Origin of the sequence: Iodobacter ciconiae (genome assembly GCF_003952345.1) — a bacterium.
Classification (GTDB): Bacteria; Pseudomonadota; Gammaproteobacteria; order Burkholderiales; family Chitinibacteraceae; genus Iodobacter; species Iodobacter ciconiae.
Genome location: NZ_CP034433.1, coordinates 1,206,785 through 1,224,985, shown reverse-complemented (window position 1 = coordinate 1,224,985; position 18,201 = coordinate 1,206,785). Strand labels below are relative to the sequence as shown.

The following is an 18,201-nucleotide window of genomic DNA, read 5'->3' as shown; positions in this document are numbered from 1 at the left end:
CAAACCGGCTTTATAGAGAAACTACCTATTTCCGGCAGTCAATACTCATGACAATAAAAACAAGGAGTAGGTTGAAATATCCATCTTATTAAAAATAAAAAATGCCATTCAATTAAAAAATAACCTGATTGTAAATTTTTACACAAATCAGCATTTTGCGATATTTAAAATCAATCGTGGTGTTTAATAAAAACAATTGTTAATTTCAACTTTCCAATGATAAGTTTCTTGCAAGTGTTAAATAAAATTAATCATATAAAAGCACTTACATTAAAACACTGATAAGGAATATTCTTATGTTAAAAAATAATCACTATTACAAATCAGCCAAATCAATTACGGCACTAGGGTTGTCTTGTATATTGATTCAGACAGCATTTGCAGAAACGCTAACTCTTGATAACGGTGCCCCCGTAGGAGACAACCAGAATTCACAAACAGCAGGGCCTAATGGGCCAACATTGCTGCAAGATATACAGCTTTTACAAAAACTACAGCGTTTCACCAGAGAGAAAGTGCCAGAACGAGTTGTTCATGCTCGTGGAACAGGAGCTTATGGCGAATTTACCGCTTTGGAAGATATTTCCTACCTGACCAAAGCAGCTGTTTTCAATAAAGGTAAAACCACACCTACTTTTGTTCGTTTTTCATCGGTAGTCGGTGGCACCCATTCCCCGGAAACATCCCGCGACCCACACGGCTTCGCCACTAAATTTTATACAACAGACGGAAACTGGGATCTGGTAGGGCTTAATTTCCCGGTGTTTTTTATCCGTGACGCAATGAAGTTCCCTGATCTGGTCCATGCAGCCAAGGTGGATCCTTCAACAAATCTACCCAATGATGCAAGGCGTATGGATTTTTTCTCTCATATTCCAGAATCTATTCAAGCGGTAACATTGTTATATTCCAACAATGGAACACCCGCCAGCTATCGCAAAATGGATGGTCATGGCCTTCATGCTTATAAATTTGTGAATGCTAAAGGTGAAACTCATTATGTGAAGTTTCACTGGAAGAGCTTACAAGGCATTCAGAATCTTGACCCAAAAGAAGTTGAACAGGTTCAGGGAAAAGATTACAACCATTTGACCCGTGATTTAATTACAGAGATCAATAAAGGCAATTTTCCAAAATGGGATTTATACATTCAAGTCCTCAAACCAAGCCAACTTGCACAGTTTGATTTCGATCCTCTTGATGCAACCAAAGCCTGGCCCAATGTCCCTGAGCGTAAAGTCGGGACAATGACACTGAATCGAAACCCAGCCAATGTGTTCCAGGAAACAGAACAAGCCGCTTTATCACCCTCTAATTTAGTGCCCGGTATTGAGCCATCAGAAGACCGTTTATTGCAAGGCCGTCTGTTTGCTTATGCGGATACTCAAATGTATCGGGTTGGTGTAAACGGATTCCAATTACCTATTAACCGCCCTCATTCCGCTGTGAACAATCTCAATCAAGATGGCGCAATGAATTTTGGAAAAACATCGGGTAGTGTTAACTATCAACCAAGCCGTCTTAAAAATTTAGCCGACCAGCCCAGCGCACGTTTAGTTTCAACGCCCCTTTATGGCTCTACCCAGCAGGCGAAAATTCAGCGTGAACAAAACTTCAAGCAAACAGGCGAGTTATATCGCTCATTTTCAGCTAAAGAAAAAACAGATCTGGTGAATAGCTTAGGTGGTGAGCTGGCAGAAACGGACATGAAAAGTAAAATGATTTTATTGTCCTACTTTTACAAAGCCGATGCTGATTATGGCACGCGATTATCAAAAATTGCACAGGGTGATTTAAAGCAAGTTAAAGAAATGGCAGATAAACTGGCCGATTAAGCAAGATGAGGCAAGCTATCTATTGTCATCAAATGCTCATGCCCAATATTTAGCTTGCTCTCTCAAAAGGAAAAATCATCATGCATAAATGCTGGATTACTTTATTAACCAGTTTATGCCTGGCTTTAGTTCAGGCAAAAGAAATTACAAATATCAATGCTTCATCCGCAGCACAGGATATCCCGGTCAGCATCAAACTAAAGAAAATATTTTTGGATGCCGCCAGAAATGGAGAGGAAGCGATATTGGCAGAGTTTCTTGCCGCTCGTTACGATCTGAATGTCCGTGATAACCAGGGCTATACCGCACTGATACTTGCTTCCTATCATGGGCACGGCAAGGTTGTTGATCAATTACTCAAAGCGGGTGCAGATCCTTGTGCACAGGATCTGCGTGGTAATACTGCGATGATGGGAGCTATTTTTAAGGGTGAGTTAAAGATTGTAAAAAAACTCATTGCCACACATTGTCAAGCTGACCAGCGCAATAATGCCGGACAAACTGCAGCCATGTACGCAGCCCTATTTCAACGGCTGGAGGTACTTGACTCTTTAGTGGCTAAGGGTGCTAATCTTAAAATATCAGATGCCCAGGGTAATACGGCAGAGAACCTGGCCCCCGCCAGATAACCCATTTTTTAACGCCTGCAGGCCTGCCCCAAGCCAGACCCCGCTCGCTCCGGGATATTTCTAGGCCACAGATGCGCTGTGGCCTGTTTCTGAAATCAGCTTAACCTTTTTGTGCAAAATTCTGCAGCAGGTATTCCGATCCCCAGTGCCCTGCGTAAGCTTCTCCTCCTGTCAGGCTATTCCAGTACCGACTACCATACATCATCCACGGAATCAGGAAAGCCCTGGTGCCAGCCCCTTTTTTCTATCGCCATAGGCAAAAATACAAGCCCAAACAGCTTTCGTGCAGCCTGCTAAAAGATATATTGTGGTGTAAATTCTCCCCCAACAACGCCCCCTCAATTCGCGCCTTTTTAATAAGGTTGACCATTTTGCTCAAGATCGGCAAAAATCGGGGTAAATCCTTTAGAATACGGAGCAATATGGACTTTCACTCCAATACACAGCGATGGCGTCGCTCCTAATTTGCACAGGTAGCCTGTCAAACTTAAAACAACTGCCTGCCCTTTTGCTTACAAATTTCTGCGTCATGTCACCGAAACCCAGTTTGGAGTTCACCCATGTTGTCGTTTAGCGAATTTAACACTCTCAAAGAGCAAGGCTATAACCGTATTCCGCTGGCGCTTGAACTGTTTGCAGATTTAGATACCCCATTGTCTGTGTACCTGAAGCTTGCTAATCAGCCTTACACCTATCTTCTAGAATCCGTCGTGGGAGGCGAGCGCTTTGGTCGTTACTCCTTTATTGGCTTACCCGCCCGTACCCGATTAAAAGTGCTCGGGGACCGTACCGAAGTCATTTGCAATGATGAAGTGATTGAAACCCACCAAGGTAATCCGCTCGATTTTATTGAAAGCTTTCAAAAGCGCTACCGTGCCCCCGCTAATAAAATGCTGCCACGTTTTCTGGGCGGCTTAGTCGGCTATTTTGGCTACGAAACCATTAGCTATATCGAGAAAAAACTCTCAAACACCCACAAGCCTGATGAAATTGGCGCGCCCGATATCCAGCTTTTATTGTCTGAAGAATTGGTAGTAGTTGATAATCTGTCAGGTAAGCTGTTTCTGGTTGTGTATGCCAGCACCGAGCAAGCCAATGCTTACCAGATTGCGGCCGACCGCATCCATACCCTGCGCATGGCATTACGCGAGCCTGTAAAAATTCCACTGCAAGGGCCTGCCCCAAGTATTAGCCAGATGGCATCGGGCTTTGGCGAAGAAGCCTTTAAAGCAGCAGTTCTTAAAGCAAAAGATTACATTATTGATGGCGACATCATGCAGGTGGTGCTTTCGCAGCGCATGAGCCTGCCTTTTGAAGAGTCACCACTCTCACTTTACCGAGCGCTGCGCTCCCTGAACCCATCGCCCTATATGTTCTTCTACCATTTTGGTGACTTTCATATTGTGGGTGCATCACCGGAGATTCTGGTACGCCTTGAAGACGATACGGTAACTGTTCGCCCGATTGCCGGCACACGGCCACGCGGCAAAACCCGCCTTGAAGATGAAGCACTTGCAGCAGAGCTTTTGGCTGACCCCAAAGAAATTGCCGAGCACATTATGCTGATGGATCTGGGACGCAACGATGCGGGCCGCGTGGCGCAAACCGGCAGCGTAGCGGTAACCGATAAAATGGTGATCGAGCGCTATTCACACGTGATGCATATTGTATCCAGCGTAGAAGCCAAGCTTAAGCCGGGTATGAGTAATATCGACGTACTCAAAGCCACCTTCCCTGCCGGTACCGTATCGGGGGCGCCCAAAGTGCGGGCGATGGAAATCATTGCCGAGCTGGAGCCCGTTAAGCGTGGCATTTACTCTGGTGCCGTCGGCTACCTTGGCTTTAATGGCGATATGGATGTGGCCATCGCTCTACGCACCGCCGTTGTAAAAGATAAAGTCCTTTATATGCAAGCCGGAGCAGGTATCGTGGCTGACTCGGTACCCGAGAGCGAATGGCAGGAAACATTAAACAAAGCACGTGCAGTCTTACGTGCGGCCGAGTTAGTGCAGGATGGCCTGGACGCCTGATCTATCACCTTAGGGCCGCTGGCCCTAAGGTTTGTTACACTTCCAAATATCACAAAATCAAATGAGCAATGCCTGCTCCTTCATCATAATCACCCTCAGCACTACGATTTTTTTGTATGGCTGTTTGCCATTTATCCCCTTCCAATCTTCCACCACAAAAAACAAACGCCTCTGGGTTTACTCGTATTCACCCGGAGCACCATACAGTGCACTATTGCCATTCACTCCCATTTTACCCAGGATACCCTATGAAAATCATCAGCCTATCCATCCTGTTTGCTCTTAGCGCCCACATCGCTCACGCCGATGTCACCGTCCCCATGCATCTTGTTGACGACAAAGGAAATACCAAGCCGGCAGGCCAGATAGTAATTTCAGAATCAGCCTATGGCCTTGTTTTTACTCCCGCCATTGAAGGCTTAACTCCCGGCGTACACGGCTTTCATATGCATGAAAATGCCAGCTGCGCACCCAAAGAGCAAAATGGAAAAATGATTCCCGCCCTAACAGCAGGCGGACACTACGATCCTCAGGGAACAAAACGCCATAGCTCGCCCTGGGGTGACGGCCACCTTGGCGACCTACCTGCGCTCATCATCGGTGATGATGGCAAAACAACCCAACCCGTACTTGCCCCAAGGCTAAAAACGGCAGATCTAAAAGGGCGCAGCCTGATGATCCACTTGGGTGCGGATAATCACTCAGATCATCCTGCCCCGCTGGGTGGTGGAGGGTCGCGATTGGCTTGTGGCGTTATTCGTGATTAAGCCCTTCACAAAGCCGGAAAATAGAAAACCCATGCTTTAAGCATACTTTTTTCGCAGCCTCTAATCCATGCTGCTCTATGTAATTGATAATGCCCAGCCAGAGCCACTTTACAACCAACTAAAGCAGCTCTGGCTGGGTCTGGCCTTGCAGTGAATAAAGTAGGGCCAGGGCCCGTCGTGTTTTAGCAACAGCCTTTTACCTTAATAAATCAACAACTTACAAAAACCCACTCGATTGTGTCGTCTGACAGCGACAGATATACCTCTCCTACCCAAAACAAAAATAACTAACCCATTGAATATAAAGTAATTTCAAACATGGCATGGCACTTGCTGAAGAGATTACAGCGAACAAAAAATTGTTCATCTGCCTTTTTCCCATGCAAGGAAATACACCATGAAAAAGAATCTACTGATCGCCACGCTTTTCGCAACCTGTGCTGCAACTGCCGCCTGGGCCAGCACCACAGATGCATCTACTCCTGCAAGCCTACGTGCCGATGCCAATGATGCATCCGTGCCTGCCAGTGTTGCTAAAATAACCGATGCATCTGCTCCAAGCAGCTTACATGCGGATACCAGCGATGCTTCCACACCAAACAGCATTGCTGCCGCATCCGATGCCTCTTCCGTAGCTGGCACAAGTATTTTTTAAGCATAACGGTATCCTGCAGTAAAAAAACCACGGTTTAATCCGTGGTTTTTTTACTGCATATTTACGACTACTCTCTGCATGTTGTACAAGCTCCTATCCTCTTCCCTGTTCAAAATGCCCATTTTCTCCCCGAGTCTATGCAGGAGTAATAAAACCACATCGTCGCCACAAAACGACAAAAAATATTAATTAAAATCAACAAGTTACAACTAAATCGTTATTTTTGTCGTTAAAAAGAGACAGAAAAAAAACAATAACCCATCATAAAAACACACAACTCATTGAATATAAAAGACTTTATAGAATGGCACGGTATTTGCTGCTATACGCATGGAAGTAAGCCATCGATATGCAAATCACAAAAGGAATACCGCCATGAAGAAAATTTTACTTATTACATCCATCATCACCAGTTTCGCAACAGCAAGCAGCTGGGCAGACACTGCTAAACAAGATAAAAAAACAGATGTACCCAATGCGACAAAACCCTGGGGGGGCATCGCACCACCAGCGGATACCCAAAATGATGCCGCAGCCCCTGCCAAACAGGCAGACGATGCGTCTGCTCCGGCCAGTATCAACAATATGCCGCTCACCCCGGATGATGATAATCCCTTTGGCAATTAATCCTCGTTAACAAACCGCAAGCTACGATTCAGATCGTAGCTTGTGTACGTAATGGCCCCTCGTCAAACAATCAGCAATCCTTTTGTAAACAACCGCCCTGCATCAGAAAAACATTATAAATGCTTTTATCACACCGTTGCCCTCTATACAGGGCTGTGCAACAGATTCAATAATCAATATTATTCATCCAGCTTTAAACAACAGCCAGAGCCTGTTTACTTAATCAGCTATTTTTTAGACCTAATGCCGAGACCCGTAATGTGAATCGCACCATTTATTTACTAATTGCACTGTTTATTTTTTTACTGGAAATCACGATTGCCCGCAGATCATTTGGCGATGGCTTTATACGCGGCAGCGTAGGTGATATCCTGGTGATTACCTTAATTTACGCACTTTTTCGCGCATGGCCCATACCACCATTACGCAGCACAATACTGGCTATCACCACAGGCTTTGTGGCTGAGGGGTTGCAATATATTCATCTAGTCGATTTACTTGGCCTGCAAAAAGGCAGCGTACTTTATATTGTGATTGGCAATACATTCACCCTTAATGATTTACTGATGTATATCATTGGTGGCGTATTGGCTTTAGCCTTAGATCACTACATTTTACGCATCAGATCATCAAGTTAATTGCTAAAAATCTCTGCACAAACCCTGTTTACAGGGATAATATTTAGCTTATTCCACAGCAATAACTGTCCAAATATCTATCCGTATCAAGCCTAACGGACAAAGCACAGGTTTAGATGGTTAATCTTGTTTATAAAACCATCACCAGGCATAGCCAGTTCAAGATATACAACAATTTTTACATGCCTTTAGTATTATTACCGTATTGTAATAAAGTTTCTGCAAATTCATCCTTAGTAAATATGCTTAAATAGCACAGCGTGTACTCCCCCGTTTTTATTAGGCTTTGAAGCCTGGATTTTGTGCATTGCAAACATTTTACTCACAAAAAGGAAAAGAAAATGGCAGGCTGGTTCGAATTACATAAAAGCACAAATAATCAGTTCCGATTTTTACTTAAAGCAGGCAATGCCGAAATTATTCTTAATAGTGAGCTATACACAACAAAATCGGCAGCCGAAAACGGGATTAAATCAGTGCAGGTGAACAGCGCTCTGGACGAGAGATATGAACGTAAAGTAGCAACAAATCAAAAACCATTCTTCAATTTAAAAGCAGCTAACCACCAGGTAATTGGCACAAGCCAAATGTATGCTTCAGAAGCTTCACGTGAAGTGGGCATCGCAAGTGTTAAGTCAAACGGTGCAAGTGACAAAATTAAAGATTTAACATAGTCAGGCACTCTTTAAAGGCATTAGCAGCTAGAGTAAAAATGTTATTTCTATGCTGCTAATGGCTATATACGCTTTAATACCCTTCTTAAATACCTGATCCACATATAAGCATCCCGCCGCAGATTAGCGCCATCCTATAAAGCTTGTGTCAATGACGGACACCATGACATTAAGTGTCAGTTTATTACTTCAGCTCAAATTCTCTTGCGAACACCGCAGGGGCTACATCGTTTAGGCTGGAATGGCGCCGCTGCCGGTTATAAAAAATCTCGATATATTCAGTAATCTCTTCCTGCGCTTCGATACGCGTTTTGTAACACCGGTGCTGTACCAATTCATTCTTCAACGTACCCCAGAAGCTTTCCATAGGCGCGTTGTCAGGTAATCCCCCCGTTTTTAAGCTCACTTAAAAGTAGAGGCTAGGCATGTAATGCCAGTTTTTGTTTCGGGGTGATGCCGCCCAATCCCATATGCGGGCGCTCGTTATTGTAAGTCCAAAGCCATTGCGTTGCAGTTTCTTGCACTTCGGCAAGGCTTTCAAAGTCATCACAGGCCAGCCATTCATAACGTACGGTACGATTATAACGCTCAATATATGCATTTTGCTGCGGATTGCCAGGCTGAATATAAGCCAATTCAATCGATTGTTGCTCTGCCCAATTCTTTAGCAGATGGCTAATATATTCAGGGCCATTATCGGACCTGATTCGCTTAGGCTTGCCGCGCTATTCGATGATTTGATTCAAGCTGCGTATTACGCGCTCTGCCGGCAAAGAGAAATCGACTTCAATACCCAAGCCTTCACAATTAAAATCATCAATCACATTGAATAAGCGAATACTACGTCCATCGGCTAATTGATCATGCATAAAATCCATCGACCACGTTTCATTTTTTGCCTCTGGGACTGCTAATGGCTCCGGCGTTTCACGATCTAAGCGCTTTTTAGGTTTAATCCGCAGATTTAACTCTAAATCACAGTAAATTCTGTAGACGCGTTTATGGTTCCAGTATTTTTTCTTGACGTTGCGTAGATGCAAAAAGCAGAGGCCAAAGCCCCAGCTTAGATTCGTCTCAGTAAGCTGAATCAGCGAATCCGCAATTTTTGCATTTTCCGCATCTAGTTTGCGAATATAGCGATAGCAAGTCGTGCTAATTGCAAAGCTAGCGCAAGCCGTACGAATAGAAACGGCCCTGGTTTCAACGGCCCAGTGAGCCATCTCGCGGCGCTGAGATGGCTTCACCACTTTTTTGACATGGCTTCCTTGATGATGTCCGCCTGCATTTGGGCTTCGATATACATCTTTTTAAAGCGCTTATTTTCATCCTCCAGCTCTTTCATTCGCGTCATCATCGAGACGTCCATACCGCCAAACTTAGCGCGCCACTTATAGAATGATGCGGCGCTCATGCCGTGCTCGCGGCACAGATCGGGAACGGTCGAACCGGCTTCGGCTTGCTTTAAAATCGCCATAATCTGGCTATCAGAATAACATGCTGCTTTCATGTAGAAGCTGCTCAAAGACTGCGAGAAAATTCTACTTAAAAATGAGCTGGTTTTGTGGGGGGATTACCCATTCAGGTATTAGTAATACTACTTTCCCTGCATGGACACAGTCCAATAAATTGCAGTTATCAACTATCCATAACTACTGGAACAAGAAAGTCTCATAGCATATTTATGGATTTCTGCGATATTTATAATAATCGCATCACTCATTTCCACAGCACTGCCACGAAATAACACGAATAAGTAAGGAAGTTACTTGCGCTGCCCAAATTTTCTCAATTGCACTGATACTTGATTTTCTTCCACGCAAAGCAAAACCCCCGCCTCTTTCGAGTACGGGGTCTTGTTTACATCACGTGCGAATCTTTGATTCGCTCAGTAAGGGTGTCTGGCAATGACCTACTTTCACACAGGTAATCTGCACTATCATCGGCGCTAAGGTGTTTCACTGTCCTGTTCGGGATGGGAAGGAGTGGGACCACCTCGCTATGGTCGCCAGACTTTAACGGGGTAACTCGTTGTGTGTATTGCTCCACAACGCGTTCAGTTCAATAGAAGAAGTAATGTCTTACATTTCAAATCTAGTTTTCTAATCTGGGTAGATTATACCGTCGCGCACACGCGTCTCAGGTTATAGGATCAAGCCTTACGGGCAATTAGTATCGGTTAGCTTAACGCATTACTGCGCTTCCACACCCGACCTATCAACGTCCTGGTCTCGAACGACCCTTTAAAAGGCTTAAAGCCTTGGGGAAATCTCATCTTGAGGCGAGTTTCGCGCTTAGATGCTTTCAGCGCTTATCTCTTCCAGATTTAGCTACCCGGCGATGCCACTGGCGTGACAACCGGTACACCAGAGATCTGTCCACTCCGGTCCTCTCGTACTAGGAGCAGCCCCCCTCAAATTTCCAACGCCCACTGCAGATAGGGACCAAACTGTCTCACGACGTTTTGAACCCAGCTCACGTACCACTTTAAATGGCGAACAGCCATACCCTTGGGACCGGCTACAGCCCCAGGATGTGATGAGCCGACATCGAGGTGCCAAACTCCGCCGTCGATGTGAACTCTTGGGCGGAATCAGCCTGTTATCCCCGGAGTACCTTTTATCCGTTGAGCGATGGCCCTTCCATTCAGAACCACCGGATCACTATGTCCTGCTTTCGCACCTGCTCGACTTGTCTGTCTCGCAGTTAAGCCGCCTTATGCCATTACACTATCAGTACGATGTCCGACCGTACCTAGGCGACCTTCGAGCTCCTCCGTTACAATTTGGGAGGAGACCGCCCCAGTCAAACTGCCTACCATGCACGGTCCCCGATCCGGATAACGGACCAAGGTTAGAACCTCAAAGGGGTCAGGGTGGTATTTCAAGGTCGGCTCCACGCAGACTAGCGTCCACGCTTCATAGCCTCCCACCTATCCTACACAAACCACTTCAAAGTCCAATGCAAAGCTACAGTAAAGGTTCACGGGGTCTTTCCGTCTAGCAGCGGGGAGATTGCATCTTCACAAACATTTCAACTTCGCTGAGTCTCAGGAGGAGACAGTAGGGCCATCGTTACGCCATTCGTGCGGGTCGGAACTTACCCGACAAGGAATTTCGCTACCTTAGGACCGTTATAGTTACGGCCGCCGTTTACTGGGACTTCAGTCAAGAGCTTGCACCCCATCATTTAATCTTCCAGCACCGGGCAGGCGTCACACCCTATACGTCGTCTTTCGACTTTGCAGAGTGCTATGTTTTTGATAAACAGTCGCAGCCCCCATTTCTCTGCGACCCATTTCTGCTCCATTCGCGAAGAACTTCACATACTCTGGGCTCACCTTCTCCCGAAGTTACGGTGATAATTTGCCGAGTTCCTTCTCCTGAGTTCTCTCAAGCACCTTAGAATTCTCTTCCTACCCACCTGTGTCGGTTTGCGGTACGGTCAATATAAAGCTGAAGCTTAGAGGCTTTTCTTGGAAGCATAGGATCAATCACTTCAGTCCGAAGACTTCGTCGTCACGTCTCAGCGTTATAGCAGCCCGGATTTGCCTAAGCCACACGCCTACTCGCTTAAACCACCTATTCCAACAGATGGCTGACCTACCTTTCTCCGTCCCCCCATCGCACTTCATATCGGTACGGGAATATTAACCCGTTGTCCATCGACTACGCATTTCTGCCTCGCCTTAGGGGCCGACTCACCCTGCGCCGATGAACGTTGCGCAGGAAACCTTGGGTTTTCGGTGTGCGGGCTTTTCACCCGCATTATCGCTACTCATGTCAGCATTCGCACTTCCGATACCTCCAGCATCCTTCTCAAGACACCTTCGCAGGCCTACGGAACGCTCCTCTACCATTTAGGAGCCAGCTTTCAGGGTTCGGGTTTCAGTGATTTGCCTAAACCATGCAACATCTTGGCGATCTCTTCATATTGATCGCGCCAACGTTGCCAGTCTGTTTCACTGATGTATCCTAAATCCATGCTATATCGTAGCCAAACTCGCACTTCATCTGCACTGCCTAAGGCAATAAAAATGAAGCGTAAAAATTCTCCTTTCAAGTAGCCTTGTTTGCCAAATCCTTCTGCAAGATTTGCAACAATGCTTTTACTCGATCGTCGTATTTGATCACCCAACGCGTATTGTTCAATCTTTGGAAAGCTTAAGCTCATCCGATGAATCTCTAAGGAGACCACATAGGCTTTCTTAAACACGTCCAATTCTTCTACACGTTGAACCATCGTTTGACTCCTGAAGCCTGAAAGCTGACTCCTAAATTCGCGTCTTCGGTTATCAGTTTGAGCCCCGTTACATCTTCCGCGCAGGACGACTCGACCAGTGAGCTATTACGCTTTCTTTAAATGATGGCTGCTTCTAAGCCAACATCCTGGCTGTCTATGCCTTCCCACCTCGTTTTCCACTTAACTGATTATTTGGGACCTTAGACGGCGATCTGGGTTGTTTCCCTCTTGACCATGGACGTTAGCACCCACAGTCTGTCTCCCATGCTCGCACTTGACGGTATTCAGAGTTTGCCATGGTTTGGTAAGTCGCGATGACCCCCTAGCCATAACAGTGCTTTACCCCCGTCAGTGATACATGAGGCACTACCTAAATAGTTTTCGAGGAGAACCAGCTATTTCCAAGTTTGTTTAGCCTTTCACCCCTATCCACAGCTCATCCCCTAATTTTGCAACATTAGTGGGTTCGGACCTCCACTGCGTATTACCGCAGCTTCATCCTGGCCATGGATAGATCACTTGGTTTCGGGTCTACGCCCAGCAACTATGCGCCCTATTCGGACTCGGTTTCCCTACGCCTCCCCTACTCGGTTAAGCTCGCTACTGAACGTAAGTCGCTGACCCATTATACAAAAGGTACGCAGTCACCCCATTTTGCAAGGGCTCCCACTGTTTGTATGCATCCGGTTTCAGGTTCTATTTCACTCCCCTCCCGGGGTTCTTTTCGCCTTTCCCTCACGGTACTGGTTCACTATCGGTCGATGATGAGTATTTAGCCTTGGAGGATGGTCCCCCCATCTTCAAACAGGATTTCTCGTGTCCCGCCCTACTTCTCGCATGCTTAGTACCAACCAATCTCTTTCGTGTACGGGGCTATCACCCACTATCGCCAGACTTTCCAGACTGTTCCACTAAAGTTTGATCTATCACATGCAGGCTCTTCCCATTTCGCTCGCCACTACTTTGGGAATCTCGGTTGATTTCTTTTCCTTCGGCTACTTAGATGTTTCAGTTCGCCGAGTTCGCTCTACACCACCTATGTATTCAGTGATGAGTGACCCAAAAGGGCCGGGTTTCCCCATTCGGATATCGATGGATCAAAGCTTATTTGCCAGCTCCCCATCGCTTTTCGCAGGCTAACGCGTCCTTCTTCGCCTATCATCGCCAAGGCATCCACCAGATGCACTTAGTCGCTTGATCCTATAACCTCAAACACGTATCAACAAAGTTAATACAATTCGAAGTATCTGATTTCGCTTTGTTTGCGACATCGATTATTCAGTTCTGACTTCGAATAATCAATTTTGATACAATCTACCCTTATTTATTTCTAAACTTGAGTATTACTTCTTCTATTTTTTTAAAGATCAATTTACTGTCTTGCTGATTTTAGAAACCAGAATTAATGTGACTTTTGTTCAGCCCGATTAATTCTGCATCCTAAACCAACAATCCCTAAACCTACAGTCGATGAGTGTGAGTACTCAATCCAAAAGTCTTCTCTTGAAAGGAGGTGATCCAGCCGCAGGTTCCCCTACGGCTACCTTGTTACGACTTCACCCCAGTCATGAATCCCACCGTGGTAAGCGGCCTCCCGAAGGTTAGCCTACCTACTTCTGGTGAAACCCATTCCCATGGTGTGACGGGCGGTGTGTACAAGGCCCGGGAACGTATTCACCGCGACATGCTGATCCGCGATTACTAGCGATTCCGACTTCATGGAGTCGAGTTGCAGACTCCAATCCGGACTACGATCGGTTTTATGAGATTAGCTCCACCTCGCGGCTTGGCAACCCTCTGTACCGACCATTGTATGACGTGTGAAGCCCTAGCCATAAGGGCCATGAGGACTTGACGTCATCCCCACCTTCCTCCGGTTTGTCACCGGCAGTCTCCTTAAAGTGCCCAACCAAATGATGGCAACTAAGGACAAGGGTTGCGCTCGTTGCGGGACTTAACCCAACATCTCACGACACGAGCTGACGACAGCCATGCAGCACCTGTGTTCAAGTTCCTTGCGGCACCCCCCAATCTCTCAGAGGTTCTTGACATGTCAAGGCTAGGTAAGGTTTTTCGCGTTGCATCGAATTAATCCACATCATCCACCGCTTGTGCGGGCCCCCGTCAATTCCTTTGAGTTTTAGCCTTGCGGCCGTACTCCCCAGGCGGTCTACTTCACGCGTTAGCTGCGTTACTAAGGAACGAATTCCCCAACAACTAGTAGACATCGTTTAGGGCGTGGACTACCAGGGTATCTAATCCTGTTTGCTCCCCACGCTTTCGTGCATGAGTGTCAGTATTAGCCCAGGGGGTTGCCTTCGCCATCGGTGTTCCTCCGCATCTCTACGCATTTCACTGCTACACGCGGAATTCCACCCCCCTCTGCCATACTCTAGTTCACCAGTTTGCAATGCAATTCCCAGGTTGAGCCCGGGGCTTTCACATCACACTTAATCAACCACCTGCGCACCCTTTACGCCCAGTAATTCCGATTAACGCTTGGACCCTACGTATTACCGCGGCTGCTGGCACGTAGTTAGCCGGTCCTTATTCTTCCGGTACTGTCATCCCCAAAAGATATTAGCTCTTAGGATTTCCTCCCGGACAAAAGCGCTTTACAACCCGAAGGCCTTCTTCACGCACGCGGCATTGCTGGATCAGGCTTGCGCCCATTGTCCAAGATTCCCCACTGCTGCCTCCCGTAGGAGTCTGGACCGTGTCTCAGTTCCAGTGTGGCGGATCGTCCTCTAAGACCCGCTACAGATCGTCGCCTTGGTGAGCCTTTACCTCACCAACTAGCTAATCTGATATCGGCCGCTCTAATAACGAGAGGTCTTGCGATCCCCCTCTTTCCCCCTCAGGGCGTATGCGGTATTAGCTATCCTTTCGGATAGTTATCCCCCATTACTAGGTACGTTCCGATATATTACTCACCCGTTCGCCACTCGTCAGCGGTGCAAGCACCCTGTTACCGTTCGACTTGCATGTGTAAAGCATGCCGCCAGCGTTCAATCTGAGCCAGGATCAAACTCTTTAGTTTAATCGCTAAGCTAGTACTTACTGGCTTACAAAACTCAAGCCATTCCGAAAAATGACTCTTACTATGCAAGCACTTGTTTCGCTTCCGAATCAAGCACTCACACTCATCGACTGTATTTTTTTAAAGATCGTTTCGCTTGCCCAAACACTGTGTTGCCGTGTGTGCTGCAGCGAGAGGCCGAAATATACGGACCTTACCCGGGAAGGTCAACCACTACCGTGCAATAAAAGCCTAGTAATGCGCTAAGCTGTTGATTTAAAATAAACCAACCCTTCCACCTAAATGACGCAAACACCCAGTAGAAATTAAGCAAAAGGTCAGAACATAAAAAAACCAGCGTACTTTAAGTAGCTGCGCCCAACAAACGCAGCACTGCCATTGCGCCTAAACGGGTATTGTCACCTGCCAGCCAAAGCGACACACCCTGACCGCTGGCACGCACACGACTCACCCAAACCTTGTCCCCACCAATCACGTCTTGCGGCGTAACCAAACCAGCAGCACCCTGTACTTCTAACAAGTAAACACCTTCTGCATCTGTTAATACCGCTTTCAGTGCATTTAAAGTGATATCTTCAGAAAAACGCACATTCAAGCTAATACCATGACCAAAAAACATCGGTACACGGGTACAAGTCAGTGACATCGGCACATCCACACACACGCTGCCAACCTCTGCAATGATGCGCATTTCTTCAACACTTGCGCCATATTCATCAATGGCACCAATAGAAGGATGCAGATTAAACGCCATCCGTTTTGCATAGTGGCTAATTTGCACTTCACTTTGTGCAAACAAAGCGCGTGTTTGCTCGGATAACTCGTAAATCCCCTGCTTGCCGTCTTGCGAAACCGACAACATGGCGGTCACAGTTAAACCAGAGAAAGGAGCAGCTTTAGCCAATGCCTTAAGTACAGGCAATAAAATAGTTGTGACTTCATGCGGCATACACGCCACACCACCACGCTTCAGGCGCGTATCGGCCTCTGCCAGAGGCACATCCGCCCCGCCACTTAAATCAACCACGGCTGCGCCAGCTTCTGCAGCAATTTTGGCATAGCGAATAGCGCACGCCGGATCTTCACCACAGAACACCACTAAATCTGGCACTTCCCAGTTGAAATCTTCCACACCCAGGATAGGAAAATCCTGGCCACGAAACTCGACCATCTCGCCTTCATCTGTCACCGCCAAAGGAAAAAAGGTGGAGAAAGACTGCGATGTTGCACCCAGCACCTCTAATAAAGTCTCGCCCGAAGTACTGTTTGCCCCGACAACAGCCAGAGAAAGCGGTTTTACAGCCATGATCAAATCCTTTGAAAATATAAAAATACAAAAACCAAAATCTGCAGACACAACGCGCATGGCTAAACAATGCAGAGGGTAAACCACAGAAATTGCACCCATCCACTAACAAAATGGCGCAGCACATCTGGTTTTACCCACATCGTTCGTATTGGCCGTGAACAATAAGCGCTGCTGTCATAAAACAAACAGGGCGCAATATGCGCCCTGCTTATCCATGCGTCCAGCTTAATATTTTACAAAGCCGCGACCACCGCATCGCCCATTTCTGAGCAGCTTACCTTTGTGGAGCCCGCTTCAAAAATATCAGCGGTGCGTAAACCATCAGCCAGTACTTTTTTCACCGCGTTTTCAATTCGCTGTGCAACCGCTTCCAGATTAAAGCTGTAGCGCATCATCATCGCCACCGACAAAATCGTCGCCAGCGGGTTAGCCAGATTTTTGCCCGCAATATCCGGTGCAGAACCATGGCTAGGCTCGTACAAACCTTTATTATTAGCATCTAAGGACGCAGAAGGCAGCATGCCGATCGAGCCGGTCAGCATCGAGGCTTCATCGCTCAGAATATCACCAAAGATATTACCGGTGACCATCACATCAAATTGCTTAGGATTACGCACCAATTGCATGGCCGCGTTATCCACATACATATGGCTAAGTGTGACTTCAGGGTACTCCTTAGCCACGTCAATCATGATTTCTTTCCAAAACTCGGTAGTTTCCAGCACGTTGGCCTTATCTACCGAGCACAATTTTTTATTGCGCTTCATCGCAATACCGAAAGCCACATGGGCAATGCGGCGCACTTCTGATTCGGCATAGAGCATGGTATTAAACCCCTCACGCTCACCCGATGCGTTGACGCGAATACCGCGAGGCTGACCAAAATAAATGTCTCCTGTCAGCTCGCGCACAATCATGATATCCAGACCACTGACCACTTCAGACTTCAATGTGGAAGCATTCGCCAGCTCAGGATAAAGAATAGCCGGGCGTAAATTAGCAAAAAGATTTAAATCTTTACGAATTGCCAGCAAACCACGCTCCGGGCGCAGCGGGCGATCCAGGTCATCGTAAGCCGGGCCACCCACCGCCCCCAGCAACACCGCATCAGCCTCATGGGCTAATTTTTGCGTCACTTCTGGATAAGGCGAGCCATACTGATCGTAAGCAGCACCACCCAAAGGCGCTTCTTCCAGCGTAATGGCCAGCCCTTCTTTTTGCAGCACTTCCAATACTTTACGGGCTTCTTTGATAATTTCCGGGCCAATGCCATCGCCTGGCAATACCGCAATCTTCATACCAATCAACCTTTTGCTAGTCTTTTAAATGGGTTTACGGGCGCAACTTATGTTAAGAGCACCCGTTGCAACGCTACTCTGCATCGTCTCTTTAGCGGAAAATCTCACCACAAGTACTGGCGATTAAATACAATACGCGTAAAGATATCACCTTGGATATTACCTGTTATCGACAAACCCACCAAGAAGCCCCTTTTACAATTAACCAACTCTGCAGATAAAAAAGTGCCCTCCATCGAAAACGGTATCTACCAGCATTACAAAGGCCCGCTCTATCAAGTCATTGGAGTGGCAAAGCACAGCGAAACCGAAGAAGAAATGGTAGTTTATCGCTGCCTCTATGGTGAATTTGATCTTTGGGTGCGCCCGCTCGCGATGTTCACGGAAAGCATTACTTACAACGGAAAAACCGTGCAGCGCTTTTGCTGGCATTCCAAGTAAACAAATAAAGCGCCCATCT

General features: G+C 46.7%; 11 protein-coding genes, 3 rRNA genes and 2 pseudogenes. 9 read left to right on the top strand and 7 right to left on the bottom strand.

Going from position 1 to position 18,201, the window contains the following annotated elements; translation table 11 throughout:
- Positions 1-296: 296 nt before the first annotated feature.
- From EJO50_RS05410 to EJO50_RS05375, 8 genes are all read left to right on the top strand, one after another.
- Positions 297-1,835, top strand: coding sequence for a catalase (locus EJO50_RS05410; protein ID WP_125972197.1), 1,539 nt, complete (start codon positions 297-299; stop codon positions 1,833-1,835).
- 80 nt (positions 1,836-1,915) lie between these two features.
- The gene (locus EJO50_RS05405) at positions 1,916-2,464 is read left to right on the top strand and encodes an ankyrin repeat domain-containing protein (protein ID WP_125972195.1); all 549 of its coding nucleotides are present in this window, start codon (positions 1,916-1,918) and stop codon (positions 2,462-2,464) included.
- A gap of 560 nt (positions 2,465-3,024) precedes the next feature.
- Positions 3,025-4,494, top strand: coding sequence for an anthranilate synthase component I (gene trpE / locus EJO50_RS05400; protein ID WP_125972193.1), 1,470 nt, complete (start codon positions 3,025-3,027; stop codon positions 4,492-4,494).
- 248 nt (positions 4,495-4,742) lie between these two features.
- Positions 4,743-5,261: a superoxide dismutase family protein gene (gene sodC / locus EJO50_RS05395; protein ID WP_125972191.1), complete on the top strand. Its 519-nt coding sequence runs from the start codon at positions 4,743-4,745 to the stop codon at positions 5,259-5,261.
- 397 nt (positions 5,262-5,658) lie between these two features.
- Positions 5,659-5,916 (top strand): hypothetical protein, encoded by a 258-nt coding sequence (locus EJO50_RS05390; protein WP_125972189.1) that lies wholly within the window; start codon positions 5,659-5,661, stop codon positions 5,914-5,916.
- 375 nt (positions 5,917-6,291) lie between these two features.
- A complete protein-coding gene (locus EJO50_RS05385) occupies positions 6,292-6,543 on the top strand; it encodes a hypothetical protein (RefSeq protein WP_125972187.1) in 252 nt (83 codons plus the stop codon).
- 260 nt (positions 6,544-6,803) lie between these two features.
- Positions 6,804-7,181, top strand: a complete 378-nt coding sequence (locus EJO50_RS05380) for a ribosomal maturation YjgA family protein (protein WP_125972185.1) — start codon at positions 6,804-6,806, stop codon at positions 7,179-7,181.
- Between the two features lie 341 nt (positions 7,182-7,522).
- Positions 7,523-7,855: a YegP family protein gene (locus tag EJO50_RS05375; protein WP_125972183.1), complete on the top strand. Its 333-nt coding sequence runs from the start codon at positions 7,523-7,525 to the stop codon at positions 7,853-7,855.
- Between the two features lie 184 nt (positions 7,856-8,039).
- Here EJO50_RS05375 and EJO50_RS05370 read toward each other — a convergent pair.
- From EJO50_RS05370 to leuB, 7 genes and pseudogenes are all read right to left on the bottom strand, one after another.
- A pseudogene (locus EJO50_RS05370) lies at positions 8,040-8,240 on the bottom strand (integrase core domain-containing protein); the annotation flags it as partial.
- Between the two features lie 34 nt (positions 8,241-8,274).
- Positions 8,275-9,362: pseudogene (locus tag EJO50_RS05365) on the bottom strand (IS3 family transposase).
- Between the two features lie 389 nt (positions 9,363-9,751).
- Positions 9,752-9,865 (bottom strand): 5S ribosomal RNA (gene rrf, locus EJO50_RS05360).
- 135 nt (positions 9,866-10,000) lie between these two features.
- Positions 10,001-13,294, bottom strand: a 23S ribosomal RNA gene (locus tag EJO50_RS05355).
- Positions 13,295-13,600: 306 nt separating this feature from the next.
- Positions 13,601-15,134: ribosomal RNA gene (locus EJO50_RS05350) — 16S ribosomal RNA — on the bottom strand.
- The 16S, 23S and 5S rRNA genes sit together here, the layout of an rRNA operon.
- Before the next feature lie 343 nt (positions 15,135-15,477).
- Complete coding sequence (locus EJO50_RS05345) at positions 15,478-16,440, bottom strand: Asd/ArgC dimerization domain-containing protein (protein WP_164521436.1); 963 nt, start codon at positions 16,438-16,440, stop codon at positions 15,478-15,480.
- 236 nt (positions 16,441-16,676) lie between these two features.
- Positions 16,677-17,741: a 3-isopropylmalate dehydrogenase gene (gene leuB / locus EJO50_RS05340; RefSeq protein WP_125972179.1), complete on the bottom strand. Its 1,065-nt coding sequence runs from the start codon at positions 17,739-17,741 to the stop codon at positions 16,677-16,679.
- Between the two features lie 225 nt (positions 17,742-17,966).
- On the opposite strand from leuB, the gene EJO50_RS05335 reads away from it, so the two are divergent.
- Positions 17,967-18,182, top strand: coding sequence for a DUF1653 domain-containing protein (locus EJO50_RS05335; protein ID WP_125972177.1), 216 nt, complete (start codon positions 17,967-17,969; stop codon positions 18,180-18,182).
- Positions 18,183-18,201 lie beyond the last annotated feature (19 nt).